Source organism: Mesorhizobium sp. M1E.F.Ca.ET.045.02.1.1 (assembly GCF_003952485.1).
In the GTDB taxonomy this organism is placed as follows: domain Bacteria; phylum Pseudomonadota; class Alphaproteobacteria; order Rhizobiales; family Rhizobiaceae; genus Mesorhizobium.
The window spans coordinates 4,704,496-4,728,963 of the sequence record NZ_CP034447.1; the positions used below are offsets into that span (position 1 = coordinate 4,704,496).

The window sequence follows — 24,468 nt, forward strand, 5'->3', positions numbered from 1 at the left end:
TCCGGGAAAAGCGTGTCGCGGTTTTCCGTACGGAATTGCATAAAACAAATCTATGCGGCTTTGATCAGCCCCAGGCCCTCGAATTGGTGATAGCCGATCGCGGTTGCAAGGACGGAATTGGGCGCGCCTTCGAATGGCCGCTCCACTGTGGCATCGAAGACAGGGTAACCGGCCTTGCGGTCGACGGCGAGTGCCGCAAGCGCCACCGCGAAGGGGAATTGCGCTTCCTTCATATGGCCGGTGAGCGTCGAGAACGCGCGCACGGCAAGCGCCGGGTTGGCGTCGAGCACTTCCTTCTCGGCCGCGGTGGCGGCGTGCGCGCCCGACGCACCGGAAATGGTCAGCAACTCCCCATCAGGCAGCGCCGCTTGCTTCAGCAGCTTGGCGATCTCGGTGTTCAACTCGCCGCGCCGGCGCCGGGCGCGGCCGGAAACGACCGGTCCGAGCTCGGCGTAGATCCTGCGGCCGCGGCTTTTCGCATGCTCGCGCCGCTCCAGCACAAGGAAAGCGCCGCCGGAGCCCGTGACCACGCCGCCGCCTTCGGCGCCCTGCCGCTGCCAGACCGGCTTCCAGGGGCCGCGATGCAGGTAACCGGCAAGCTCATAGCCGAGCAGCATGTCGGAATGTTCTGTCTGGAACGCGCCGCCGACCAGGACATGGGTCGACTGGCCGGAGCGGATGCGCGCGGCGGCCGTCTCGACGGCGGAGACGCCTGCGCCTTCCTCGCCCATGAAGGTGCGGGACGAGCCGGTGACCTTGTGGACGATCGAAATGTTGCCGGCGAGCAGGTTCGAAAGCTGGGCCAGGAACAGCGTCGGCCGCAATTCCGTGGTCAGCTTCTCGTTGAGCAGCACGTCGCGATCGTTGCGGGTTTCGGAGGCCGCCAGGATTGCAGTGTCGACGGCCTCGTCGCGCTCTCCGCCGCCGGCCGCCACCACCATGTCCATGGTCGCGCAGAGCTCGTCATTGCCCTTGATGCCGGCGTCGTCCAGCGCCAGGCCGGCAACATAGGTGCCGAGCCTCTGCCAGGTTTCCATCTGGCGCTGGTCGCCGCGCTTGGCGATCTGCAGGTTCCAGTCGATCTCGGGCAGGGGGTGGATGGTGTAGGGAGCGAAGCGCGTCGCATCGAGCACCGGCTCGAGGCCCGGCCGGGTCAGCTTCTGCCAATGCGCATCCGGACCCTCTCCCAGCGAAGAGACAAGGCCGATGCCGGTGATGACGACGTCGTGGGGGCTGCTCATGGACGGCTTTGCGGGTGAGGCTGCTTCTTGGTCTTGCGCATGATCCCTTCCGAAAATCGATGCCGATTTTCGTGGTCACGCGCCGAGCGCGTCAAGGTCGCGCGCTCAACCGGCATCAGGCGACCTTGGCCGCGACCAGCGCGTCGATCTTGGCGCACAGGTTCTTCATGACGAAGTAATCGTCGGTCGAGGCCTTGCCGTCATTGACCTCCTGCGTCCACTTCTCCAGCGGCACCTTGATGCCGAATTCCTTGTCGATGGCAAAGACGATGTCGAGGAAATCGAGGCTGTCGATGCCGAGATCGTCGATGGTGTGGCTTTCGGGGGTGATGGTGTCGATATCGATCTCGCTGGTGTCGGCAATGATCTTGGCGACTTTCTCGAACGTCGTGGACAAGGGCTCTTCCTTCGGGTTGCGGGCGGAATCTGTCCGCATCTTGTTTGGGCGCTGTCTAATCGGTTTTTCCCGGCAGGAAAAGGCCTGATGCGCCGGAGGCAGATGGGTAGGGGGTTGGGGAAACACAAGAAGGGCCACCGGTCGAACCGGCGGCCCTTCCCATTTTACGCTGCGACACTTCCGCTATTCGCGGAGCTTGACCAGGTCGTTCAGCAGCCCGCCCGTCCCGTTGTGGACGGTGAACCGCTCGACCTTGCCGGCGATGGCCTCGAGAGCCTCGAGCTCCTTCAGCCGCAGCATCACCGGGTTCTCGGCCATCACCTTGGCCGTGTTGAGCAGCGAACGCGTGGCGTTCGTCTCCTCGCGGCGGCGGATGACGTTGGCCTCGGCCTGCTTCTCGGCCGAAACCACCTGGTTGAGGATCTCGCGCATTTCGCCCGGCAGGATGACATCCTTGAGCGCGATATCGCTGACCTCGAGGCCGATCGCGGCCATGTCGGCACGCACCTTGGCCGCCGCCTCCTCGTCGACCGTCACCTTCTTGTCGAGGATCTGGTCGAGCGTGAGCGCGCCAAGCGTCTTGCGGAAGGCGTACTGCAGGGCACGGTAGAGGGCTTCCGCGAAGTCCTTCACCGTGCTCACCGCCGTCACCGGATCGACGACCCGGTATTCAGCGGCGATGTTGACGCGGATCGTCACGCGATCCTTGGTCAGCATTTCCTGCCCGGCGACGTCAAGCGACTGGCGCTTGAGGTCGACGACCTTCACCTGGACCATACGTCCGACATTCCAGAAGGCGTGCACGCCCGCGGCAAGCGTGCGGGTGTAGACGCCGTCCACGAACAGCAACCCGACCTGGCCGTCCACGACCGGATGCAGGAACGTGTGTTCCGTCTTCCGGGCCTGCCCGATCCGGCGCATCAAGGCCGGATCGACGGCCAGATCGGCCGCCGTGTCGACGGACGTCACCTTCCACGGGCCGGCATCCGTCCACAGCACGAGCTTGCGGTCCGGAGTGAGAACGGCGTGGAGGGCGCCGTCGCGCTCGATGACGGCAATGTCGGTGCGCCCGGTGCGAACGACGGTGAAATGACGCGCGGCCACATCCGGGAGCTTGTCGAACAACGCCTTCTCGTAAGCCGAAACGAATTCCGGGTTCTTCAGGTCGTGCCTGGAGACTTCCAGGTTGCCGCGCCGGTTGGCGAGCCAATGCTCGCCCGGCATCAGGACAGCCTGGATCTCGCCCTTGTAGAGGGCGACGGCACGCTCATTTTCCTTCACGAGGACGCGCCGGCGTCCAAGAAGCTTTTCGAGAATGGTCTTCATTGTTTTACTCCTGTCGGGCATGGCCCCATGCGAGGCGTCAAGTCATGCGTCGATCGTCCTTTCGTTTCTCGTTTCCATCGTCTCTTCTCAATTCCGGGCACGAATGATCCGGAGACCGGTGGCATCGCCAAGCGGCGGGCCTTCGGGAGCGGATCGCGGGGCGGCGAGGCGGGCATGGAGGCCAAAGCCTCCTTTGCCGGCACTGCCGCGCCTTGATCGTCACCGCGGGCCTGGCCGCGAGCCGATGGCGCAAGACATCTTGGGCCGGCGGGGCCGAAGCCCTGCCGTCCGTGAAGTCCTCGCAATCCGGTCCCCGGACCGTTTTTCAGATAACACCGTAAAAGGGTGCCTTGGCTTATCAGCCAAATGGAGAAGGATTCGAACCTTCGGCCGTCAGATTATGAGTCTGATGCTCTACCCAACTGAGCTATCCGTGTCGTGGGTGTGGGAATCGAACCCTGCCTCCGGAGCCAAATCCGGCGCTCTCCATGAGCTACACCCGCAAGTCCCAACACTCCGAAACGGCACCGTACACAGCGCGGCAAAGCCGCCTGCGCGGGCGGAGACGAAAGCTCCAACCGTTGTGCTCGCTTCGGTTTTCGTGACCGGGAGCGCGCCTATAGACCCTGCGACGGGTTGTCGCAAGCGCCATTGTCGCGGTGGATTTGCGGCGTCTTCCGGGAGTTGTATTTCGGCAACACCAGCATGAGGCTGTGTCAGAAGGTAACCCGGCCGAGCACCTTGAGGCCGTCGCCGTCCGGCGCCACCACCACGGCCTCGCCCTCGCGCGGCGCGATGCCGGTAAGCGCCACGATGTTCTCCAGATGCGTGACCAGCACCAGATTGTCGGATCCGGAATAGCCCCGGATTTCCTTTATGATCGCCGCCATCTGCGCGGCCTTCTCAGCCGGATCGGTTTTCAGAAGATCGAGCGGCGCGAAGGGTTCCGGTTCGGACTCGAAAGCGATGCGAGCGGTGTCGAGGCAGCGGCAGTAGCGGCTGGAGAGCACACGCTCGATGGGGGCCGCACGGGCCGCGAAGAGCGCGCCGATGCGGCTCGCCTGTTGCTTGCCGCGCTCCGAAAGATTGAGCTGGCTCGAGCAATTGCCGATGTCGAAATTCGCCGGGTCCGCGGCGCCTGTTACGAAGGCGTGGCGAAGCAGGACGATATGGCCGCCGTCGCGCAGCAGCGCCCAGCCCGCGTCGGTGGCGTGGGCGAGGGTCGGAACGGCAAGCAGGAAAAGCGCCAGGGCAAGTCGCAGCATGAGAAGTCCTTGTGGCTGCCCAAGAGGCCGGGGGCCATGATCGGCATATAGGGACCGCAAAGCCGGCTGAAAAACAAGCGGAGGACCGGCGGGTGGGTGAAGGGTGGTTCCGTTGGCCGATTGCACCGCGATCGGGGCTCGCCTATCACGGGAAAAATGTCTCCGCCCCGAAAATGACTCCGCTCACCGAAACCGTTCTTTTCGTCTTCAGCCTCGTCGCGCTCGGCTATCTCGCCGGGTTCACCGGCTATCTGCGGCCGGCAAGTGGGGAGGGCATATCCGAGTTCGCCGTCAACGTGGCGATGCCGCTGCTGCTCTTCCAGACAATGGTGAAGTCCGATTTCCACGGCGTGGCGCCCTGGTCGCTGTGGGGCGCCTATTTTGTGTCGGCTGCCGTCACCTGGGCCGCCGGCCATCTGGTCACGACGCGCATCTTCGGCCGTGACGCCCGCGCCGGCATCGTCGGTGGCGTGTCCTCGGCCTATTCCAATGTCGTGCTGCTCGGCGCACCTTTCATCCTCGGTATTTTTGGTCCGAGCGGCTTCGAGGTGCTGTCGCTGCTGGTCTCGGTTCACCTGCCGATCATGATGATGGCCTCGATCGTGCTGTTCGAAATGTTCGGCCGTAACGGCGGCGAGCAGGTGCATCCGCTGCGCGTCATCAAGAACTTTCTCAGGCGGCTGTTCGTCAATCCGCTGATCATCGGCATTCTGGCGGGGCTTGCCTGGCGCTTCATCGGCGCGCCGCTGCCGGCGCTTATCGGGCGGCTGGTCGACGCGCTGGCCGATACGGCCGGGCCGATAGCGCTGTTTGCCATGGGGCTCAGCCTGCGCCGCTTCGGCATCTCCGGCAACATCCGGCCGGCGCTCACGCTGTCGGTGCTCAAGTTGTTCCTGATGCCGGCGCTTGTTCTTCTCCTGGTCTGGCTGCTCGGCCTGCCGCCGCTGACGGCAAAGGTGGCCGTGGTGGTGGCGGCGCTGCCATCCGGCGTCAATTCCTACCTCATCGCCGTCCAGTTCAACACCGGCCAGGCGCTGGCCTCGAACCAGATGACAATCGCCACGGCAAGCGCTGTGCTGACCACGTCATTCTGGCTGACGGTGGTCGTCAACGTGTTCGGCTAGAGCCAATCGGCCCGGCCGGCGCTCGCTTTTGCTGGCCCAACCCCTATATGCCATCTTGTGATTGCTTGCAGGGCTTTCCCTAGGTAAGAGCATTGCGCCAGCGTGCGGCCCTGCACGCCCATCGAATATCCAGAAAAACGGCCGATCAGCGCGCCGAACGGAGGCCAGACCATGCTTCAGAAAACCAGCCATTTCATGCGCCAGGCCAATCTCATCAACGGCGAATGGGTGCAGGCCGACAGCGGCCAGACCGTCGACGTCAACAACCCGGCCACCGGCCTCAAGATCGGCACCGTGCCGAAGGCCGGCAAAGCCGAAACGCGCCGCGCCATCGAGGCCGCCGAGGAGGCGTTCAAGACCTGGCGCAAGACGACCGCGCTCGAGCGCTCGAAGCTCTTGCGCAAGCTGCATGACGCGATGATGGACAATCAGGACGTGCTTGCCGAGCTGCTGACCATCGAACAGGGCAAGTCGCTGTTCGAATCCAAGGGCGAGATCGGCTCCGCCGCGGCCTATATCCTTTGGTTCGCCGAGGAGGGCCGCCGCACCTATGGCGACATCGTGCCGTCGCCGTGGGGCGACCGCCGCATCCTGGTGACCAAGGAGCCGGTCGGCGTCATCGCCGCCATCACGCCTTGGAATTTTCCGTCCTCGATGCTTGCCCGCAAGCTCGGCCCGGCGCTGGCCGCAGGCTGCACGGCGGTGGTCAAGCCGGCCTCGCAGACGCCTTACTCCGGTCTCGCCTGGGGCGCGCTCGCCGAGGAGGTCGGCTTCCCCAAGGGCGTCATCAACATCCTGACCGGCTCGGCCGGCGAGATCGGCGACGAGATCTGCGCCAACCCGCTGGTCAAGAAGATCACCTTCACCGGCTCGACCGAGGTCGGCAAGATCCTCATCCAGAAGTCGTCCGTGACGGTCAAGAAAGTCTCGATGGAGCTCGGCGGCAATGCGCCGTTCATCGTCTTCGACGACGCCGACGTCGACCGCGCCGTCACCGGCGCCATCACCGCCAAGTACCGCAATTCGGGCCAGACCTGCGTCTGCACCAACCGCTTCCTCGTCCAGGCCGGCGTCTATGACAAGTTCGTCGAGAAGCTGGCCGCCGCCAGCAACGATCTGAAGGTCGGTTCCGGCCTGGAAGAAGGCGTCCAGCAGGGGCCGCTGATCGACGATAAGGCGGTCGAGAAGGTCGAGGAACTGATCGCCGACGCGACGTCGAAGGGCGGCAAGGTCGTCGCCGGCGGCAAGCGCCATGCGCTCGGCGGCTCGTTCTTCCAGCCGACCGTCATCGCCAATGCGACGCCGAAGATGCGCTTCATGAAGGAAGAGATCTTCGGGCCGGTCGCACCGGTGTTCAAATTCGACACCGAGGAGGAGGCGATCGCCTTGGCCAACGATACCGAGTTCGGCTTGGCCTGCTACTTCTACACCGGCGATCTCGGCCGCGCCTTCCGGGTCATGGAAGGGCTGAAATACGGCATGGTCGGCGTCAATGAGGGCCTGATCACCACCCCCGAGGCGCCGTTCGGCGGCGTCAAGGAATCGGGCCTCGGCAAGGAAGGCGGACATCAGGGCATCGAGGATTACCTCGACACCAAATATGTCTGCATCGGCGGCCTCGGCCTCTGATAGCCGATCACGGAGCGGGGCAGGCGCCTGGCCTGCCCTTGCCGGATCAAAGGGCGCCGGCCTAAATCGACTGATCAAAAACTGGCATTTCGGGCATGGCGATGAAGGACGGCGAGGTCTTCGGCACGACGCAGGCGGGCGAGGCCGTTCGCCGCTTCACCATCCGCGGCGGCGGCCTCACCGCCAACATCATCGGACTCGGCGCGATCATCCAGGATCTGCGGCTCACCGGTCACGACGCGCCGCTGGTGCTGGGCTACGACCGGTTCGAGCCCTACGAGACCGACCGCGCCTATTTCGGCGCAGTTGTCGGCCGCTTCGCCAACCGCATTCGCGACGGCCGCTTCACAATCGCCGGCAATCGCTACCAGACGGAACGCAACTTTCTGGGCAAGCACACGCTGCATGGCGGCTCGGAAGGCTATTTCCACCGTCCGTGGACCGTCTCGCTGCATGGGCGCGATTTCGTGACGCTGACGCTGCACGATCCGGATGGCACAATGGGCTTTCCCGGCGCGCTGGACGTCACCTGCACTTATCGGCTGAAGATCCCCGGCACGCTCAGCATGGAACTGACCGCCACCTGCGAGGAGCCGACGCTCTGCAACCTCGCGCAGCATTCCTACTTCAATCTCGACGATGGCGGGGACGGCGACATCCTCGACCATCGGCTGATGCTCAATGCCAGCGCCTACACGCCCGTCGACGGCGAGATGATCCCGACCGGTGCGGTAAAGCCGGTCGACGGCACGCCCTTTGATTTCCGCCAGGCGCGGCCGTTGCGTATGGAAACGGAAGGCGAGCAGCTTCCCTACGACCTGAATTTCTGCCTCGCCTCCAGCCGTGGACCGCTTCACCAGGCGGCCTGGGTGCAAGGCGCCAATTCGGGCGTCGAGATGGAAGTCTGGACGACGGAACCCGGCTTGCAGCTCTATATCGGCCAGTATGTCGCGCCATCGTCGCCCGGGCTGGATGGCCGCCGCTACAAGGCGTTTTCGGGTTTCTGCCTCGAAGCGCAAGCGTGGCCCGATGCGCCGAACCGGCCCTATTTCCCGCAGGCCACGTTGTGGCCGGGGCAGATCTACCGTCAAGTGACGGAATATCGGTTCAGACTGCCCTGATCGCGGTATCGGGAAGCCTTAGTTCCCGAAGGCAGCCCGCAGGGTCTCGAACGGCGCCAGCGCGCCACGGACCTGAACGACGGCGGCGGCGACGCGATGTGCAAGGACAGCCGAGTCGGCGGGCGCATGGCCGGCAAGCCGGGCGGCCAGATAGCCGCCATTGAAGGAATCGCCGGCGCCTGTGGTATCGACTGGCGTGGCGACATGAACGGCCGCCACGGTTTGTAACGCTCCGCTCACGGCAAGCATCGCCGGCTGCTCGCCATTCTTAACGACGACCTCGCCGACCAGCCCCTCGATCCTTTCCGCGGTCGCCTGCGGTGTCTCGTCGCCGAACAGCATCTGCTCGTCGGGGAAAGTCGGCAGCGCGATATCGGCGACGGCAAGCGCTTCCAGGATCGCGACCTGCGCCGTCTCGCGGTTCTGCCAGAGCCTGGGGCGGTAGTTTGGATCGAAAGCGACGAGGGAACCGGCTGCGCCGGCTTTGGCGACAGCGGCAAGCAAGGTCTTGCGCGCCGCTTCGTCCAGAATTGCCAAGGTGATTCCTGAAAAATAGACAAGCGCCTGGTTTTCAAGGCTTTTCGCCAGCGCTGCAGGATCGGAGGCCAGCTGGCGCGCCGCCGCGTCGCTTCGCCAGTAGGTGAAGGCGCGCTCGGCTCCGGTGAGTGTTATGGCGTAAAGGCCGGGCCTTGCGCCGGCGATGACCGGGCTGTTGCCGATGCCGATACCGTTTTGTGCGAAGAAGCCGATCTGATCGCGCGAAAAAGGATCATCGCCGAAGGCCGAGACATAGGTCGCCGGGCGGTCCGGACTCAGCGCATGCAGCGCCCACAGCGTGTTGAAGGTGTCGCCGGCAAAGCCCATGCGCCAGTTCGGCCCCGCCTGGCCCGACAGTTCGAGCATGCATTCGCCGATCGAAGCAACACCGTTGGCGGCCATGGGGGTTCCTTTCTCCTAAAACGATGCTGCTGTAGCTTTTTGCAACCGGCAGCGCCATGCTTGGCTAAGGCCGAATTTTGCGCCAGAAGCGATTTCCCACAGGCGGGACGGGATGCGGCACGCAGCCCGTGACGTTATCAGCCGAAGAGGAACCGGTTTGGCATCGATATGGCGTTACATTCTCGCTGGTCTTGGTTTGGCCGCCCTGGTGGTCGGCGTCCTGACGGTTGTCTACCTGACGGCGCCGCACTCGCCGCAAGGTCCCGACACGTCGCGCTCGAAGAAGACGGCGAATGGCCTGTTCGTTGCGAGCTTCGAGCCGGAACGCGGCGTGATACGGCAAGGCGAGCTGCAATCCTGGCTGCTGACGCTGAAGACCGCCGCCGGTGCTCCGGTGGAAGGCGCCGCGATCACCGTTTCCGGCGGCATGCCACAGCACAATCACGGCCTGCCGACCAGTCCGCAGGCGACCGACTATCTGGGCGAGGGGCGCTACCGCATCGACGGGGTGAAATTCACCATGGGCGGCTGGTGGCAGCTGCGCTTCGCCGTCTCGGCGGCGGCGGGCTCCGATTCCGTTGTCTTCAACATCGTGTTGTGAGTGGCCGATGAGGCGTCTTGCCCACGTCGCAAGCCTGGCCACTCTGGCCGCGCTCGTCTTGCTTGGCGGCTGCGGCGAGCCCGGGTTCAGCGACGCCGAGAAGAAGACCATCGCCTCGCTGGCGCTGAACACGCTGCCGGCGCTCAAAGCGGACACCACGAACCAGTACGCCGACGTGCCGGCCGCGGCGGCGCTCGGGTCGACGCTGTTCTTCGATGCCGGCATGAGCCGCGACGGCACGGTGTCCTGCTCGACCTGCCACAAGATCGACCGCCAGTTCCAGGACGACCTGCCGCAAGCGGTCGGCGTCGGCCGCACAAACCGGCGCACCATGCCGCTGGCCGGCGTGGCGCGCGATCCATGGTTCTTCTGGGACGGGCGGCGCGACAGCCTATGGGCGCAGGCGCTGACGCCGCTCGAAAATCCGCTCGAGCAGGCCGGCAACCGCGCCGCCTTCGCGCACTACATCAAGAACCGGTTCGGCGAGCGCTATGAGCGGATATTCGGTCCGCTGCCCGACCTTTCCACGGTGCCGGCCAATGCCAGCCCGCTCGGCACCGAGGCAGAGAAGGCCGCGTGGAGCGCCATGCCCGCCGGACAGGCCGACGATGTCAATCGCGTCTTTACCAATATCGGCAAGGCGATCGCGGCTTTCGAGCGCTCGATCGAACCTCCGGAGACGCGCTTCGACCGCTTCGCCATCGATCTTGCGACCGGCGCCAGGCCTGAGGGCGACGCGGCGTTCTCGCCGGAAGAGATCCTCGGGCTGAAGCTGTTCATCGGCAAGGCCAATTGCGTGACCTGCCACAACGGCCCGCGCTTCACCGACAACGCTTTCCACAACACCGGCGTGCCACCGGTCAAGGATCTGCCGCCGGATCGCGGGCGGGTCGACGCGGTGGCTCAAGTTCAGGCAGATCCCTTCAACTGCTTCGGCAAGTTCCGCGACGGGGACGCAAGCGCCTGCCGCGAGCTGCGCTTCATGGTGAAGGACGGTGAGCAGCTTGTGCGCGCCTACAAGACGCCGTCGCTGCGGGGCGCCGCCACCCGACCGCCTTACATGCATGCCGGACAGTTCTCGTCGCTGGACGAAGTGATCGAGCATTATTCGAAGGCGCCGGCGAGCGTCGAAGGCGCTTCGGAGGTGCATCCGCTCGATCTTTCCGACCGTGAGCGGGCGGCGCTGGTGGCGTTCCTCAAGACGCTGTCGGAATGAAGGGATAAGAAGGTCCGATGAGCCGGAAAACAGTTCTCGTTGAAGACGCCGCCAAGGATTGGTTCAAGGATCCCGAGTTCGTTGCCGAATTCGCGGCCTTGCGAGAGGAATTCGCGATTGTCGAAGCATCGATAAGGGCTAGAGATCAAGCCGATCCGATCAGGGAGCCTTCCGCTAACGATCCTTCACCGTCTCCATCGCCACAAAGGTAGACGTCTGCGCCACGTGGGGGAGTGCCGAGATACGCTCGCCGAGCACCCGGCGATAGGCGGCGATGTCGGTTGTGCGGACTTTCAGCAGATAATCGAAGCTCGACGCCATCATATGGCATTGCTCGATCTCCGGCACGCCTTGCACCGCGCGGTTGAACGCGTCGAGCGCCGCTGAGCGCGTGTCGGAAAGCTTGACCTGGACGAAGGCGACATGGCCTTCGCCCATGCGCTCGCGGTCGACGATGGCGCGGTAGCCTCTTATGTAGCCGTCCTTCTCCAGCCGCTTCACCCGCGCCTGCACCGGCGTCTTCGACAGGCCGACCTTCAAAGCCAGTTCGGACATGGAAAGCCTGCCGTCGCGCCCGAGGGCGGACAGGATGTTGCGGTCTATGCGGTCCAATTGGTCTTCGGTCATCGATATGATGGTCAAAATGATTGGTTTCAACATTATATGATAGTTCAAATGGACTATCCTGTCGATTTCTTTGGACCGACCTGGATTTTCCAATTGTGCTAGCTTTCGCCGATCGGTCCGGTGACCGCCGGACCGCTCCCCAACGCTCGCTTTCATGGACCCGACATGCCGCTCGATGCCATCCGCCAGCAGATCCGTGCCAACTACCTGCCCGACGAAGACGCGGCAGTGAAGCGCCTCTCCGATACGGCCGGGCTTTCAGCCGAGGAGCGCAAGGCGATCTCGGCCCGCGCCGCCGATCTGGTGCGCGCGGTGCGCGGCTCGACGGACCCTCGATTGATGGAGGTTTTCCTCTCGGCCTACGGCCTGTCGACCAAGGAAGGCGTGGCGCTGATGTGCCTGGCCGAGGCGCTGCTGCGTGTGCCGGACACCGAGACGATCGACGATCTCATCGCCGACAAGATCGCGCCGCATGACTGGTCGGCGCATTCGGGCGGCTCGAGCTCCATCTTCGTCAATGCCTCGACCTGGGCGCTGATGCTGACCGGCCGCGTGCTGGACGAAGGCGAGGGCGGCATCGAAGGCACACTGCGCGCCATGGTGAGGAGGCTCGGCGAGCCGGTCATCCGCAGGGCGGTGGCGGCGGCGATGCGCGAGATGGGCGAGCAGTTCGTGCTCGGCCGCACGATCGCCGAAGCCGTCAAGCGCGGCCGGCCGATGACCCAGAAAGGCTATCTCTATTCTTTCGACATGCTGGGCGAAGCGGCCCGCACCGAGGCCGATGCATTGCGCTACCACCGGGCCTATGCGGACGCGATTTCCTCGCTCGATTCCGGTTCGAACGGTCCCGACATCCGTTACAACCACGGCATTTCGGTCAAGCTCTCCGCGCTGCATCCTCGCTACGAGGTGGCGCAGAGGGACAAGATGCTGCCGGTGATGGCCGAGCGTCTCTTGTCACTCGCGCTCGCCGCGCGGCATTCGCGCATGGGTCTCAACATCGATGCCGAGGAGGCCGACCGGCTAGACCTGTCGCTCGACGTCATCGAGCGCGTGCTGGCTGAGCCGGAGCTCGCCGGCTGGGACGGTTTTGGCGTCGTCGTTCAGGCCTATGGGCCACGCGCGGCACTCGCCATCGACTGGCTTTACGCGCTTGCCAGGAAGTACAACCGCAACATCATGGTGCGACTGGTGAAGGGCGCCTATTGGGACACCGAGATCAAGCGGGCGCAGACGCTCGGTCTTGCCGGATATCCTGTCTTCACCCGCAAGACCAACACCGACGTTTCGTATCTCGCCTGTGCGCGAAAGCTGCTGTCGATGACGGACCGTATCTACCCGCAGTTCGCCACGCACAACGCGCATACCGTGGCCGCCATCCTGTCGATGGCGAAGGATCGCGATTCCTTCGAGTTCCAGCGCCTGCACGGCATGGGCGAATCCCTGCACGAGACGGTGCGCAAGTCCGAGGGTACGCGCTGCCGCATCTACGCGCCGGTCGGCGCGCATTCCGACCTGCTCGCCTATCTGGTGCGGCGGTTGTTGGAAAACGGCGCCAACTCCTCCTTCGTCCATCAGTTGACCGACGAAGAGGTCGAGCCGGAGGAGATCGCGCGCGATCCGCTGGAGGCGGTGGAGAAACAGGGTCCGGCCGCCAATCCGGCGATCGCGCGCCCAGCCGCGATCTTCGGCGCCAACCGGCGCAACTCCAGGGGCTTCGACATCACCGACACCGTGACGCTGGCGGCCATCGACAAGGCGAGGGCGGAATTTGCCGGAGCGGACCGCTGGCACGCCAAGCCGATCACGCGCGCCGCCGGCTACGGCAAGCAGCGCCAGATCGTCAACCCGGCCAAGCCCGACGAGGTCGTGGGCACGGTGCATGAGGCGGCGGCCAAGCAGGTGGCGACCGCCGTGCGCATTGCCGTCGACGCGCAGCCTGCCTGGGCGAAGCGTCCGGTCGCCGAGCGCGCTGCGATCCTCAACCGCGCCGCCGATCTCTACGAGGCCAATGCGGCCGAATTCTTCGCTTTGGCCACCCGCGAGGCCGGCAAGTCGCTGGCCGACGGGGTCGCCGAAGTGCGTGAAGCCGTCGACTTCCTGCGCTACTACGCGGCCGAGGCGGCGAGTGCGGAAGCGGGCACTGAGGCGCGTGGCGCGATCGTCTGCATCTCGCCGTGGAATTTTCCGTTGGCCATCTTCACCGGCCAGATCGCCGCGGCGCTCGTCACCGGCAATTCGGTGATCGCCAAGCCTGCCGAACAGACGCCGCTGATCGCTTTCCGCGCCGTCGAGCTGCTGCGCGAGGCCGGCGTGCCGGAGGACGTCATCCAGCTTCTGCCGGGCGACGGTCCGTCGGTCGGCGCGCCGCTCACCGCCGACCCGCGCATCGCCGGCGTCTGCTTCACCGGCTCGACCGAGGTTGCCAAGCTGATCGAGAAACAGCTTGCCGAAACCGCGGCGCCTGACGCGATGCTGATCGCTGAGACCGGTGGGCTCAACGCGATGATCGTCGACTCCACCGCGCTGCCCGAGCAGGCGGTGCGCGACATCCTTGCCTCCGCTTTCCAGAGCGCCGGGCAGCGCTGCTCGGCGCTGCGCGTGCTTTACGTCCAGAAGGATGTCGAGAAGAAGATGCTGGAAATGCTGAAGGGCGCGATGGAAGCGCTCACCGTCGGCGATCCTTGGGTGATCTCGACCGATGTCGGCCCGGTCATCGACGACGAGGCGCAAGCCTCGATCAGCGACTATTGCACCAAGAAAGGGCTGGAAGGCAGGCTGATCGCCAAGCTGGAAGCGCCGAAGAGCGGCCGTTTCGTCGCGCCGCATGTCTTCCGCGTCAAAGGCATCGAGGAAATGGAGCGCGAGGTGTTCGGACCGGTGTTACATGTCGCCAGTTTCGACGCCGACGATATCGATGCTGTGATCGCGGCCATCAATCGCAAGGGCTATGGCCTGACCTTCGGCCTGCACACCCGTATCGAGGGTCGCGTCCAGCATTTCGTCGACGGCATTCATGCCGGCAATATCTATGTCAACCGCAATCAGATCGGCGCTGTCGTCGGATCGCAGCCTTTTGGCGGCGAGGGGTTGTCGGGCACCGGGCCGAAGGCCGGTGGGCCGCACTATCTGCGCCGCTTCCGCAAAGGTCCGGAGGCCGGCACGGAGGTTGGCGAAGGCCACAAGGTGACCGCCACCGAGCTTGCCGACAATCTGCCGGATCCAGCGCTGGGCGGCTGGTCGACGCGGCCGGATCGCGTGGCGATCCTGAGAAAACATCTGCGCGGCAAGGGGGCGGCTGCAATTGCCGCCGCCGCGAGCCTCGATTTCGGTCAGGTCGACCTGCCTGGTCCGACGGGCGAGGCCAATACGCTGTCGCTGGCGCCGCGCGGGCGGGTGCTCTGCCTCGGACCTGATGCCGATACGCTGCTTGCTCAGACGATCCAGGCTTTAGCCGCCGGCAATGCGGTGCTGGCGGTGGCGCCTGGCGCGCCGGCGGTGCTGTCGGCGCTGACCGGCAAGGGACTGCCGCTTGCTGCAATCGACGGCCGTCCGGATCCGGTCGAGGCACGGGCCCTGAAGGTTGACGTCGTCGCCTTCTCCGGCACGCCAGAAGCGGCGCGCATCGTGCGCAAGGTGATCGCCGAGCGCGCCGGGCCGATCGTGCCCTTGGTCCGTGAAGTGCTCAACCCGGCGGCTTACGCGCATGAGCGCGCGGTCTGCGTCGACACCACGGCGGCGGGCGGCAATGCCAGTCTGCTCGCGGCTGCTTAGGGCGTATTGATATTCAGGTGATGCCGGCCTGCAAACGGCGGCTTCCTGCGCTTCCGGCCTTCGCCGACCGAAGCATAAATGAAATGAGAGTGGCGTGGCAGTTAAGGCTACGGCCGGCGTAGGTCGGTGCTCACGTACTTCAAGTACGCTCCGCTCCGGTTCTCGGAAACCGCCGTTTTCGACTCGGCCTGACCTGAATCTCAACACACCCTAACTATCGGTCGAGATTGGCCATTGCACATTAGCGGTCAGGCGCCTTCGACGACCGAAAATCCCTCAAATTGGGGGTGGCCGAGATAGTGCACCTTCGAGGTGCCGGCGTTGCGGTGGGCGGCGCGGAAGTTCTCCGACTTCGTCCACGCGACGAAATCCTCCTGGCTTGCCCAGACGGTATGCGAGGCGAACAGCGTATAGCCCTCGGTCTCGTTGACCGGACCGCGCAGCAGGTGGAACTCCTTGAAGCCCTGCATCTCGGAAAGGCTGGAGTCGCGGTTCTTCCAGACGTCCTCGAAGGCTTCTTCCGAGCCGTTCTGGACCTTGAAGCGGTTCATGGCGATGTACATTGGCTTCCTTTCGAAATGGATGAATTCTAATTATTAGGATGGCGAAGGCTTTAAAAAGGGCCGATCCGCGCCTTGAACACCCAACTCGACCTTCCGGTCTCGGGCGGAATGGGAGGGAACGGGGCTTGCTTGCGCACCAGCGTCAAAGCGAACTGATCGAGCTCGGCGGACCCTGAACTTTCAGTGAGCTGCAGGTCGCTGACGCTGCCGTCGGCCGCGACGACGAAAACCACCCTGGCATTGTTGCGAGCCTTGGCCTGGATCGATTTCGAAACGCGACGGTTGGCGCGGGCGAGCTTCTTCTGGATTTCACCGCTGTAGCGGGATTCCAAGGCATTGCCGGCGGCGGCCTTTATCTTGCCCTTGCTGGCGATAACCGGCGCATCGCGCGCGTCGCCATCCGCCGTGCCGCCGGTTTCAATGGTTTGGCTTGGCCCTGCCGATGCGGCCGGGGCGCTCGATGTCGCACTGGGGACCGGTGGCTGTTGAGGCTCGGCAGGGGGCGTTTCAGCGCTTTGCGGTTCGGTCGCGGGCGTAGGTTTGCTGTCGGCGGGGACACTCTGGTCGTCCTGGCGTGGGCTGGTGGCCGCCAGGATATCGGGCGTGGAAGTGGCTTCCTTGACAGCTTGCGGCGGAAGCTGAGGCGCCGGGGGTTCGCTTGCAGGTTGCTGCGCTTCGACCGGCGGAGCGGGCTGCGCGGCCTGGCGTTTCACCGGCTGCGGATCGGGCACCAAGGTGACATCCACGGCGCCGGACGACTGGTCGTCCAGGGCGCTGCCGGTGACGTTGGCGCCGGACTGATCTGTGCCTTCGGCCTGAATCGCGTCCATGGCGTCGAATGTTCCGGGGGGCGCGAGCAGAAACGCCGCCGCCGCGGCGCCATGGAGCAGGCCGGAGGCGATGATCGCCACCGTCCATCTCCGGTCTCCGCCGGATTGCCGCGCCTGCACGAGCGGCTCGGCCGGCTTGATCGCCGGTTCGCCGCCTGCATCGAAGGGGTGATTGATGTCCTGCATGTCTCGCGCCGAGACCTGCCGTGCAGGGCATGTGATTGTCAAATCAAGATCGGTTGCCGCCCATGGCGGCAGACCGCAGGCAGACCATGCCATGGCGTCTCGTGGGAAGGCCGGATGCAACCCCACCTCTATATACCGAAAGCGATGCCGGTCTTGGTTGAGGTCTTCAGGCCGCGCATGCAGGCCGCCGGCTCGACGCCGTTGCCGGCGCATTCCGTCGCGCTGTTGATCAGCACGCGGCCGAGCTTGCCGCAGTCGGCGCCGGCAAGGTCGAAGCGCGTGACCTTCGTCTTGCCGGCGGGCAGGTCCTTGAAATCGAGCACGGTGAGGCGGTCGACGACACCGGCCTCATTGAACAGCGCGATCTCGAAAGCCGCTTTCGACAGGTCGGCGCCGAGCGTGTTGTTGACGACGAAGGTCAGCCGGCAGCCCTTGTCGGAAGGCTGGGCGGCGTTGAGCTCGAGGCTTAGGGCCGGCGCCGACGCGGATTGAGCCCAGGTCGGCGCCGGGCCAAGCGACATCGCCAGCGCCGAGGTCAGGAGACGAAGCGATGCCGTCAAGTTCATAGTTCTCAGCCTCCAAAGCGCATGGTTGCCGCCAACTTCAGCGTGATGCCGGGTTCATAGAGAACGGCGGTGGTGCTGCCGTTGAGCGGGTTGGTGTATTTGACGTCGAACAGATTGTCGGCGCGGAAGTCGACCTTGAGATTGTCCGTCGCCTGGTAGCTGGCGAAGGCATTGACCAGCGTATAGTCCTTGGCCACCGGGTTGCCCCTGGGCTTGCCGTTGTATTGCACCTCGCCACCGACCGTCAGCTTGTCTTCGAGGAAGCGCAAGCCGAGCTGCGCCGTCACCTGCGAGGAGGGGATGGTGGCGAGGTCGGCGCGCTCGCCTTCGTAAGAGATGGTGTGGCCGTTTATGATGGAAGCCGAAAGCCCGGCATAGCCCCAGCCGGCGTCATAGACGCTTTCCAGTTCGAAGCCGTTGATCTTGGCCTTGGCGAAGTTCTGATACTGGAAGCAGATCGGGATGCCCGGGCCGAACGGGCAGCCGCTGGTCGGGTCGAAGGCCGAGAGCGTGACGCCGTCGATATAGTCCTCGACATTGTTGTTGAAATAGGCGGCCTTGAGCCGCAGCGCGTCGCCGGCCTCGACAATGTCGTTCTGCTTGTAGTTGACGCCGAACTCGACCGTCTTGCCGGTTTCAGGCTTGAGGTTGGGATTGGGCAGGAACGGGAAGGTGACGCCTGCCGGGTGATTGCCGCTGATCAGCGTCTCCGTCAGCGAGGGTGAGCGGTAGCCTTCCGCATAGGTGCCGTAGAACTGCAGGCCTGCGAGGCCAGCGCTTTCGAAAGGCGAGACACCGATGGTGATGCGGGGCGACAGCCGGTCACCTGACGTTTCGTGGTCGGAGTCCTTCAGGCTGTAGCTGTCGTAGCGCAGGCCGGTGATGACCTCGAGCCATTCCCAGGTCAGCTTGTCCTGAATGTAGGCGCCGGAGACGTCGCGCTTGCCCGACGGCGTGTAGAAGCTGTCGCCGCCGGCCGTGCCGCCCGTCTCGACGTCGTCGCCGACCCAGTCGCCGCCATAAGTCAGCTCATGCGCAATGCCAGTGGTCTCGAAGCGCGACGTGTTCCAGATGTCGATGTCGGTCGTCCCTACATCGAAGGTCGACAGCGAGCCGGCGGGCAGCACGACGGGAAGGCCGGTTGTCGGATCGAAACGGTTCTGCGGAACGAGCGTCGTCAGATCGAGAACTGTCTTGTTGTAGGAGGCGTTGATGTGGAGATCGAGCCAGCTCTTGGCATCGTCGGTGATGTTGTAGCGGGCGGTGAAGGTGTTCGACTTGAGATCGACATCGTTCGCGGGCACGCCGCCGCTGGTCTCCGTCCATCCGTCGCTCGAGCCGACCCAGCCGAGCTTCAATTCGCTGTTCTCGCTCGGACGGATGGTGGTCTTGAGCAGTCCGCTCAGCACGTCGAAGCCGGTGCCGGCAACGGTGTCGCCGCCGCCGTTCTTGTAGTCGCCGTAGTCGCGATAGACGATGTTGCCCAGAACGTCCCAGTTCTCGTTGAAGCGGTAGGCGCCGCTGGCGCTGGTGGTCCAGCCCTTGCCGTTGCTTTCATAGCGTCCGGTGACGGAGGCGGCCCAGCTTTCTTCCGGCTTGAGGAAGTCCTCGGCGTCCTTGGTGTCGAAGAAGACGACGCCGCCGATGGCGCCGGAGCCATAAGTGTTGGCGACCGGGCCGCGGATCACGTCGACGGATTTGATCAGTTCGGGATCGACGTAGAAGGTCGATTGCGTGCCATGGTCGGAGCGCTGGAAATCCTGCCTGGCGCCGTCGACGATCACCGCGACGCGGCCGAAGTCCTGCAGGCCGCGGATGTTGATGCTGGAGCTGACGCGCCGTGCGTCGGCCTGCACGGTGACGCCTGGCACGCCGAGCAGCATCTCGTTCGGCGTCGTCGCCATGCGGCGGTCGAGCTGCTCTTGGTCGACATGGCTGGCCGAGGCCAGCGACTGGATCGCCGTCTCGCCGGTGCGGCTGATGACCAGGATCTTGTCGAGCAGAGTTTCTTCGGCAGCGGCTTTTTCATCGGCCTTCTTTTTTTGGTCGGCCTGCTGATCGGTCGCTGGCTGCACCGCCTGTTGAGCTTTCGCGGCCGGAACGCCGAGCGCGATTGCCGCTGCTCCGGCCATCAATATGGCAATGCCGCTTGCCATCCATCGGAAGCCCGGGCCCGCGTCCGCCTGGCCCGTCTGTCCCCAATTCACCAACCCCATGCCCCAACTCCAATTTTCAGGCTCGATGCTGGCTGGCGCGGGGCTCGCTCGCATTTTTGATCACATCCGGCGCCTTAAATGTTGACTCATTTAGTCCGGTAATGCACTGACTAGTAAACATGATAATTCGAGTCAAGAATTGAATCGGCATTAAGAGGGCCCGGCCTGGCAGCCGGCACAGCAGAAGGACCGACCCGATGAACACGCACAATCCCAACGACTTCCGCTATCGCGTCCGCCGGCCGGACGACACGCAGATGCGCTATGAAAGGGTGCCGATGGCGGTGAGGACGCTGTCCAGCAACACGCTGTTCCAGGGCGAGCACGAGATCGGCATCGAGCATCACGGCGCACTCTACCGCCTGAAGATCACCCGTCAGGGCAAGTTGATCCTCAACAAGTGAACAGGATCGGCAGGCGGTTGACGAGACATCAGGCAATACGGGTGGACGATATGGACCAGCGCGTTAAGCCGTCGCCGGAAGAGATCCGGCGGGCGCGGGAAGATAATCCGAAAATGCGGGAGCGCGATCTAGCCGCTCAATTGGACATCTCGGAGGCGGAACTGGTCGCGGCGCATTGCAGCCTTAGCGCGGTACGCGTCGAGCCGCGCGTCAACGACCTGCTGACCGGCCTTGAAGCGGTCGGCGAGGTGATGGCGCTGACCCGCAACGACAGCGCAGTGCACGAGAAGATCGGCGTCTACGACAAGGTCGTCACCGGCAACCACAACGCCATGGCGCTCGGCGAGAACATCGACCTGCGCATCTTCCCAAAGGTATGGGCGCATGGCTTTGCCGTCGAAAAACGCGACGGCGGCGAGATCCGCCGCAGCCTGCAATTCTTCGATGCGGCCGGCGAGGCGGTGCATAAGGTGCATCTGCGCCCCGCCTCCAACCTCTATGCCTACCAGAAACTGGTGGCTGGCCTCGAATCGTCGAACCAGGAACCGACCATCGCGATCGCCTCAAGCGTTTCGGAAGGCAGCGAGGAGGCCCAAGGTTCGGTTGCCAGCATCGACGATCTGCGCGACCGCTGGAGCCGGATGACCGACGTGCATCAGTTCTTCGGCATGCTGAAGACGCTGAAGCTCAGCCGCCGCGAGGCGGTGCGCATGGTCGGCCAGGACTTTGCCTGGCTGCTGGACAATGGCGCGGTGAGCGCCATGTTCCACCATGCCGCGGAGGGCGAGATGCCGATCATGTGCTTCGTGGGAAACCGCGGCTGTATCCAGATCCATTCCGGCCCGATCAAATCGGTCAAGCCGATGGGACCCTGGATCAACGTGCTCGACGAGACCTTCCACCTGCATCTCAGGACCGATCACATCCATGAGGTCTGGGCGGTGCGAAAGCCGACCAAGGACGGCCATGTAACCTCGCTCGAGGCCTATGATGCGAATGGCGGCATGATCATCCAGTTCTTCGGCAAGCGCCGAGAAGGCGAAAGCGAGCGGGAAGACTGGCGTTTCCTGGCCGAGAACCTGCCCCGCATTCCCAGCCCGACCGCTGCATGAGGCAAGACCCGACGCGTGTTGTTTTCAGTTTCCGCCCGGTGCTTGCACCACTGCTCGGTCTTATGCTGGCCTTCGCCGTTCTGCCTGCGAAAGCCAACGACAGTACCGTCGTCTTTTCCGACACCTCGCGGATTGCCTCCATCGGCGGCTCGATCACAGAGATCGTCTATGCGCTTGGCGAGGAGGGGCATCTCGTCGCCCGCGATTCGACCAGCTATTTTCCGCAAGCCGCGCTCAAGCTGCCCGATGTCGGCTATATGCGCGCGCTGTCGCCGGAGGGCGTGCTGTCGGTCAATCCAACCGGAATCCTGGCCCTGCACGGCAGTGGCCCGAAGGACGCCGTCGACGTGCTGAAGAAGTCGAGCGTGGCCTTCATCGAGGTGCCCGAGCACTACAGCCATGAAGGCATCCTCGAAAAGATCCGCGTCGTCGGCAAGGCGCTCGGCGTCGACGCCAAGGCCGAGAAACTGGCGGTCGAGATGGATGCGAAGCTGAAGTCGGCCGAGAAGCAGGCGGCTTCGATCAAGCAGCGCAAGCGCATCCTGTTCGTGCTGTCGACGCAGGGCGGCAAGGTCCTGGCCGCCGGCAGCGATACCGCCGGCGACGGCATCATCAAGCTGGCCGGCGCCGTCAACGCAGTCGAGGGTTTCTCCGGCTACAAGCAGATGTCGGACGAGGCGATCGTCACGGCCAGGCCTGACGTGATCCTGACCATGAAGAACGCCGGGCCGCCGGTCTCCGAGGATGAGCTGCTCGCCAATCCGTCGATCGCCTCGACGCCTGCGGGTGCCGCCCGCAAGGTGATCAGCATGGACGGCGGCTATCTGCTGGGCTTCGGGCCGCGCACAGCCGAAGCCATCCACGATCTCGCCGTCTCGCTCTACGGCAGCCAGGTCACGGACCAGTGGTAATGGCCGATCAGTCGATCGCTGGCGCGGCAGGCAAGGTGGCGACGGCAGCCAATGGCGACCGCTCGGCACGGGCAAGGGCCGTCATCCTGCTTTTGTCGCTCGCGCTTGCGCTGTCCATATTCCTGTCGCTGACCTCGGGCGCCTCCGACGCGTCCGCCGTCCGCGTCATTCGTGACTGGCTTACCGGAGCCGTGCCAGCCGATGCGGGGCTCGCCGCACGCGACCAGCTGATCGTCTATGACATCCGCATGCCGCGTGTCCTGCTCGGCGTGCTGATCGGCGCCGCGCTCGCCGTTTCCGGCGCGGTGATGCAAGGTCTGTTCCGCAATCCGCTCGCCGATCCCGGGCTGATCGGCGTCTCCGCCGGCTCGAGCCTTGGCGCGGTGGCGATCATCGTGCTCGGCACGACCTGGCTTGCACCTGTCACGCTCGCTCTCGGTACTCTCGCCTTGCCGCTGGCGGCTTTCTTCGGCGGCCTTTCGGTGACGTTGCTGCTTTACGCCATCGCGACGCGGCACGGCCGGACGTCGGTCGCCACGATGCTTCTCGCCGGCCTGGCGATCGCAGCCCTTACCATGGCGCTGACCGGCATCCTGATCTTCATGGCCGACGACCGGCAATTGCGCGACCTGACCTTCTGGCAGCTCGGCTCGCTTGCCGGCGCGACCTGGCCGAAGATCGGCACCGTCGGGCCGGTGATCTTGCTGGCGCTGGCGACGATGCCTTTCCTGTCGCGCGGGCTCAACGCGCTGGCGCTCGGGGAAGCGACCGCCGGCCATCTCGGCATTCCGGTGCAGCGTTTGAAATATACGGCCATCGTCGGGGTTTCGGCGGCGGTCGGCGCGTCGGTCGCCGTCAGCGGCGGCATCGGCTTCATCGGCATCGTCGTGCCGCATCTCTTGCGCCTCGCCATCGGTCCGGACAACCGTTACCTTTTGCCGGCCTCGGCCGTGCTCGGCGCCTCACTGCTTCTCATCGCCGACGCGGTCGCCCGCACCGTCGTCGCTCCGGCCGAACTGCCGATCGGCATCGTCACGGCAGTCGCCGGTGCGCCGTTCTTCCTCTGGATCCTGCTGCGCAAGCGCGGCATCGTCGATTTGTGAGCTGTCCATGATCGAAGCACGCGACATCTCCGTGGCGGTCGGCAACAAGCACATCGTATCCCATGTCGATTTCGCGGCGCTGCCGGGCGAGGTGACGGCAATCGTCGGACCGAACGGGTCGGGCAAGACGACGCTGCTCAAGGCGCTGACGGGCGAGCTCGCCTATACCGGCGCTGTCACGCTCAACGGCCGCGATCTATCGACCATGAAGCCGGTCGAAGCGGCAACGCTGCGCGCCGTGCTGCCGCAGTCGACCTCGCTGTCATTTCCCTTCACCGTGCGCGAGATCGTTCGTCTCGGCCTGATCGGCGGTCGTTCGGGCGTGCTGCCCGGCGAGGATGCGCGCCTGCCCGAGCGGGCGCTGGCGCGCGTCGATCTCGACGGCTTTGCCGGCCGTTTTTATCAGGAGCTTTCCGGGGGCGAGCAGCAGCGCGTACAACTCGCTCGCGTGCTGTGCCAGGTCTGGGCGCCGGTGCTGGAGGGCAGGCCGCGCTATCTCTTCCTCGACGAGCCGGTCTCCAGCCTCGACGTCAAGCACCAGTTGATCATCATGAACATCGCGCGCGATTTCGCCCGCCGCGGCGGCGGCGTGGTGGCGATCCTGCACGACCTCAACCTGACGGCCATGTATGCCGACCAGATTTTCGTGCTGCATCACGGCCAACTGGCGGCTGCCGGCACGCCAGCGAACGTGCTGAAAGACGAATTGATCGAGAAGGTGTTCGACTGCCGCCTCAAGGTTGGCGTGCTGCCTTCGGCGAACATGCCGTTCGTGCTGCCGCAATCGGCCGCTTAGGCAGCCGGGGCGCGCTGCTCCAAGAGGTCGATGCCGAGCAGATGGCGCACGCTCGGGCGTGCGGCGATGAGATCGGCGATCGTGTAGCGGGAGAGCACGGCGAAGAAGGCGTTGAGCGCTTCGCGCAGCGCCGAATTCAGCGCGCAGCTATCGACCAGAGGGCATTCGGCGGCGTCGTTCTCGAAGCATTCGGCCATGGCAAAGCTCTCTTCGGTGACGCGCACGACATCGAACAGGCTGATCTGCTCCGCCGGGCGGCCGAGTCTCACGCCGCCGTTGCGGCCGCGCACCGTCTCGACCAGGCCGGCCTCGACTAGCGGCTGGAGGATCTTGAACAGGAACAGCTCCGAAACCGAATAGGCGGCGGCGATCTCAGGGATACGGCTCAACCTGTCGGTGTTCGCGGCGCAATACATCAGGATGCGCATCGCGTAGTTGGTTTGGCGCGTGAGCCGCATGGTATCCTCGCGAAAACATTAGCTTGGACCGAATATGGCCCATAGTTTGGAACAATTCCAGAC

22 protein-coding genes and 1 tRNA gene are annotated in these 24,468 nt (G+C 64.6%); 11 read left to right on the top strand and 12 right to left on the bottom strand.

Features of this window, described 5'->3' with window-relative positions; all coding sequences use genetic code 11:
- Positions 1–50: 50 nt before the first annotated feature.
- From EJ070_RS22595 to EJ070_RS22620, 5 genes are all read right to left on the bottom strand, one after another.
- A complete protein-coding gene (locus EJ070_RS22595) occupies positions 51–1,241 on the bottom strand; it encodes a beta-ketoacyl-ACP synthase (protein WP_126093334.1) in 1,191 nt (396 codons plus the stop codon).
- 115 nt (positions 1,242–1,356) lie between these two features.
- Positions 1,357–1,638 (bottom strand): acyl carrier protein, encoded by a 282-nt coding sequence (locus EJ070_RS22600; RefSeq protein ID WP_125003297.1) that lies wholly within the window; start codon positions 1,636–1,638, stop codon positions 1,357–1,359.
- A 183-nt stretch (positions 1,639–1,821) separates the two neighbouring features.
- Positions 1,822–2,964, bottom strand: a complete 1,143-nt coding sequence (locus tag EJ070_RS22605) for a slipin family protein (protein ID WP_126093335.1) — start codon at positions 2,962–2,964, stop codon at positions 1,822–1,824.
- Positions 2,965–3,331: 367 nt separating this feature from the next.
- Positions 3,332–3,397, bottom strand: a tRNA-Ile gene (locus EJ070_RS22610).
- 283 nt (positions 3,398–3,680) lie between these two features.
- On the bottom strand, positions 3,681–4,229 hold the full coding sequence (locus EJ070_RS22620) for a histidine phosphatase family protein (RefSeq protein WP_126093336.1): 549 nt from the start codon (positions 4,227–4,229) through the stop codon (positions 3,681–3,683).
- Positions 4,230–4,402: 173 nt separating this feature from the next.
- Here EJ070_RS22620 and EJ070_RS22625 point away from each other — a divergent pair, with 173 nt between their 5' ends.
- The 3 genes from EJ070_RS22625 to EJ070_RS22635 all read left to right on the top strand — a co-directional run bounded on the left by EJ070_RS22625 (position 4,403) and on the right by EJ070_RS22635 (position 8,103).
- The gene (locus EJ070_RS22625) at positions 4,403–5,353 is read left to right on the top strand and encodes an AEC family transporter (RefSeq protein WP_126093337.1); all 951 of its coding nucleotides are present in this window, start codon (positions 4,403–4,405) and stop codon (positions 5,351–5,353) included.
- 171 nt (positions 5,354–5,524) lie between these two features.
- Positions 5,525–6,982: an NAD-dependent succinate-semialdehyde dehydrogenase gene (locus tag EJ070_RS22630; RefSeq protein WP_126093338.1), complete on the top strand. Its 1,458-nt coding sequence runs from the start codon at positions 5,525–5,527 to the stop codon at positions 6,980–6,982.
- 95 nt (positions 6,983–7,077) lie between these two features.
- Complete coding sequence (locus EJ070_RS22635) at positions 7,078–8,103, top strand: aldose epimerase family protein (protein ID WP_126093339.1); 1,026 nt, start codon at positions 7,078–7,080, stop codon at positions 8,101–8,103.
- 18 nt (positions 8,104–8,121) lie between these two features.
- Here EJ070_RS22635 and EJ070_RS22640 read toward each other — a convergent pair whose 3' ends face one another.
- A complete protein-coding gene (locus EJ070_RS22640) occupies positions 8,122–9,042 on the bottom strand; it encodes a sugar kinase (RefSeq protein ID WP_126093340.1) in 921 nt (306 codons plus the stop codon).
- A 157-nt stretch (positions 9,043–9,199) separates the two neighbouring features.
- Between EJ070_RS22640 and EJ070_RS22645 the strand changes: the two genes are divergently transcribed.
- On the top strand, positions 9,200–9,643 hold the full coding sequence (locus tag EJ070_RS22645) for a FixH family protein (protein ID WP_126093341.1): 444 nt from the start codon (positions 9,200–9,202) through the stop codon (positions 9,641–9,643).
- 7 nt (positions 9,644–9,650) lie between these two features.
- Positions 9,651–10,859, top strand: coding sequence for a cytochrome c peroxidase (locus EJ070_RS22650; protein ID WP_126093342.1), 1,209 nt, complete (start codon positions 9,651–9,653; stop codon positions 10,857–10,859).
- Positions 10,860–11,033: 174 nt separating this feature from the next.
- Here EJ070_RS22650 and EJ070_RS22655 read toward each other — a convergent pair whose 3' ends face one another.
- Positions 11,034–11,486 (bottom strand): Lrp/AsnC ligand binding domain-containing protein, encoded by a 453-nt coding sequence (locus EJ070_RS22655; RefSeq protein ID WP_126095862.1) that lies wholly within the window; start codon positions 11,484–11,486, stop codon positions 11,034–11,036.
- Between the two features lie 165 nt (positions 11,487–11,651).
- On the opposite strand from EJ070_RS22655, the gene putA reads away from it, so the two are divergent.
- Positions 11,652–15,260, top strand: a complete 3,609-nt coding sequence (putA, locus tag EJ070_RS22660) for a bifunctional proline dehydrogenase/L-glutamate gamma-semialdehyde dehydrogenase PutA (protein ID WP_126093343.1) — start codon at positions 11,652–11,654, stop codon at positions 15,258–15,260.
- 248 nt (positions 15,261–15,508) lie between these two features.
- Here putA and EJ070_RS22665 read toward each other — a convergent pair whose 3' ends face one another.
- The 4 genes from EJ070_RS22665 to EJ070_RS22680 form a co-directional block, all read right to left on the bottom strand.
- Positions 15,509–15,823 carry an antibiotic biosynthesis monooxygenase gene (locus EJ070_RS22665; RefSeq protein ID WP_126093344.1) on the bottom strand — a complete coding sequence of 105 codons (315 nt, stop codon included), beginning with the start codon at positions 15,821–15,823 and terminating at the stop codon, positions 15,509–15,511.
- 50 nt (positions 15,824–15,873) lie between these two features.
- Complete coding sequence (locus tag EJ070_RS22670) at positions 15,874–16,839, bottom strand: TonB family protein (protein WP_126093345.1); 966 nt, start codon at positions 16,837–16,839, stop codon at positions 15,874–15,876.
- Between the two features lie 128 nt (positions 16,840–16,967).
- Positions 16,968–17,405, bottom strand: coding sequence for a hypothetical protein (locus tag EJ070_RS22675; protein ID WP_126093346.1), 438 nt, complete (start codon positions 17,403–17,405; stop codon positions 16,968–16,970).
- Positions 17,406–17,410: 5 nt separating this feature from the next.
- The gene (locus EJ070_RS22680; RefSeq protein ID WP_126093347.1) at positions 17,411–19,561 is read right to left on the bottom strand and encodes a TonB-dependent hemoglobin/transferrin/lactoferrin family receptor; all 2,151 of its coding nucleotides are present in this window, start codon (positions 19,559–19,561) and stop codon (positions 17,411–17,413) included.
- A 257-nt stretch (positions 19,562–19,818) separates the two neighbouring features.
- Between EJ070_RS22680 and hemP the strand changes: the two genes are divergently transcribed.
- The 5 genes from hemP to EJ070_RS22705 are packed head-to-tail and all read left to right on the top strand — an operon-like array spanning position 19,819 to position 23,947.
- On the top strand, positions 19,819–20,025 hold the full coding sequence (gene hemP / locus EJ070_RS22685) for a hemin uptake protein HemP (protein WP_126093348.1): 207 nt from the start codon (positions 19,819–19,821) through the stop codon (positions 20,023–20,025).
- 50 nt (positions 20,026–20,075) lie between these two features.
- Positions 20,076–21,137, top strand: a complete 1,062-nt coding sequence (locus EJ070_RS22690; protein ID WP_126093349.1) for a hemin-degrading factor — start codon at positions 20,076–20,078, stop codon at positions 21,135–21,137.
- Positions 21,134–22,048 (top strand): hemin ABC transporter substrate-binding protein, encoded by a 915-nt coding sequence (locus tag EJ070_RS22695; RefSeq protein WP_126093350.1) that lies wholly within the window; start codon positions 21,134–21,136, stop codon positions 22,046–22,048. Before EJ070_RS22690 ends, EJ070_RS22695 begins: the two co-directional genes overlap by 4 nt.
- Positions 22,048–23,151 (top strand): iron ABC transporter permease, encoded by a 1,104-nt coding sequence (locus tag EJ070_RS22700; protein ID WP_126093351.1) that lies wholly within the window; start codon positions 22,048–22,050, stop codon positions 23,149–23,151. The genes EJ070_RS22695 and EJ070_RS22700 overlap by 1 nt, the downstream gene beginning before the upstream one ends.
- A 7-nt stretch (positions 23,152–23,158) precedes the next feature.
- A complete protein-coding gene (locus tag EJ070_RS22705; RefSeq protein WP_126093352.1) occupies positions 23,159–23,947 on the top strand; it encodes a heme ABC transporter ATP-binding protein in 789 nt (262 codons plus the stop codon).
- Here EJ070_RS22705 and rirA read toward each other — a convergent pair.
- Positions 23,944–24,405, bottom strand: coding sequence for an iron-responsive transcriptional regulator RirA (gene rirA, locus EJ070_RS22710; protein WP_126093353.1), 462 nt, complete (start codon positions 24,403–24,405; stop codon positions 23,944–23,946). The two genes, EJ070_RS22705 and rirA, sit on opposite strands and share 4 nt — an antisense overlap.
- Between the last annotated feature and the right edge of the window lie 63 nt (positions 24,406–24,468).

Coding starts and splice junctions, on each gene's coding strand:
- EJ070_RS22670 (WP_126093345.1), bottom strand. CDS start 16,839: ATGCAGGACATCAATCACCCCTTCGATGCAGGCGGCGAACCGGCGATC.
- hemP (WP_126093348.1), top strand. CDS start 19,819: ATGAACACGCACAATCCCAACGACTTCCGCTATCGCGTCCGCCGGCCG.
- EJ070_RS22690 (WP_126093349.1), top strand. CDS start 20,076: ATGGACCAGCGCGTTAAGCCGTCGCCGGAAGAGATCCGGCGGGCGCGG.
- EJ070_RS22635 (WP_126093339.1), top strand. CDS start 7,078: ATGGCGATGAAGGACGGCGAGGTCTTCGGCACGACGCAGGCGGGCGAG.
- EJ070_RS22680 (WP_126093347.1), bottom strand. CDS start 19,561: ATGGCAAGCGGCATTGCCATATTGATGGCCGGAGCAGCGGCAATCGCG.
- EJ070_RS22640 (WP_126093340.1), bottom strand. CDS start 9,042: ATGGCCGCCAACGGTGTTGCTTCGATCGGCGAATGCATGCTCGAACTG.
- EJ070_RS22630 (WP_126093338.1), top strand. CDS start 5,525: ATGCTTCAGAAAACCAGCCATTTCATGCGCCAGGCCAATCTCATCAAC.
- EJ070_RS22695 (WP_126093350.1), top strand. CDS start 21,134: ATGAGGCAAGACCCGACGCGTGTTGTTTTCAGTTTCCGCCCGGTGCTT.
- EJ070_RS22595 (WP_126093334.1), bottom strand. CDS start 1,241: ATGAGCAGCCCCCACGACGTCGTCATCACCGGCATCGGCCTTGTCTCT.
- EJ070_RS22650 (WP_126093342.1), top strand. CDS start 9,651: ATGAGGCGTCTTGCCCACGTCGCAAGCCTGGCCACTCTGGCCGCGCTC.
- EJ070_RS22665 (WP_126093344.1), bottom strand. CDS start 15,823: ATGTACATCGCCATGAACCGCTTCAAGGTCCAGAACGGCTCGGAAGAA.
- EJ070_RS22675 (WP_126093346.1), bottom strand. CDS start 17,405: ATGAACTTGACGGCATCGCTTCGTCTCCTGACCTCGGCGCTGGCGATG.
- EJ070_RS22655 (WP_126095862.1), bottom strand. CDS start 11,486: ATGACCGAAGACCAATTGGACCGCATAGACCGCAACATCCTGTCCGCC.
- putA (WP_126093343.1), top strand. CDS start 11,652: ATGCCGCTCGATGCCATCCGCCAGCAGATCCGTGCCAACTACCTGCCC.
- EJ070_RS22625 (WP_126093337.1), top strand. CDS start 4,403: ATGACTCCGCTCACCGAAACCGTTCTTTTCGTCTTCAGCCTCGTCGCG.
- EJ070_RS22700 (WP_126093351.1), top strand. CDS start 22,048: ATGGCCGATCAGTCGATCGCTGGCGCGGCAGGCAAGGTGGCGACGGCA.
- EJ070_RS22605 (WP_126093335.1), bottom strand. CDS start 2,964: ATGAAGACCATTCTCGAAAAGCTTCTTGGACGCCGGCGCGTCCTCGTG.
- EJ070_RS22620 (WP_126093336.1), bottom strand. CDS start 4,229: ATGCTGCGACTTGCCCTGGCGCTTTTCCTGCTTGCCGTTCCGACCCTC.
- rirA (WP_126093353.1), bottom strand. CDS start 24,405: ATGCGGCTCACGCGCCAAACCAACTACGCGATGCGCATCCTGATGTAT.
- EJ070_RS22705 (WP_126093352.1), top strand. CDS start 23,159: ATGATCGAAGCACGCGACATCTCCGTGGCGGTCGGCAACAAGCACATC.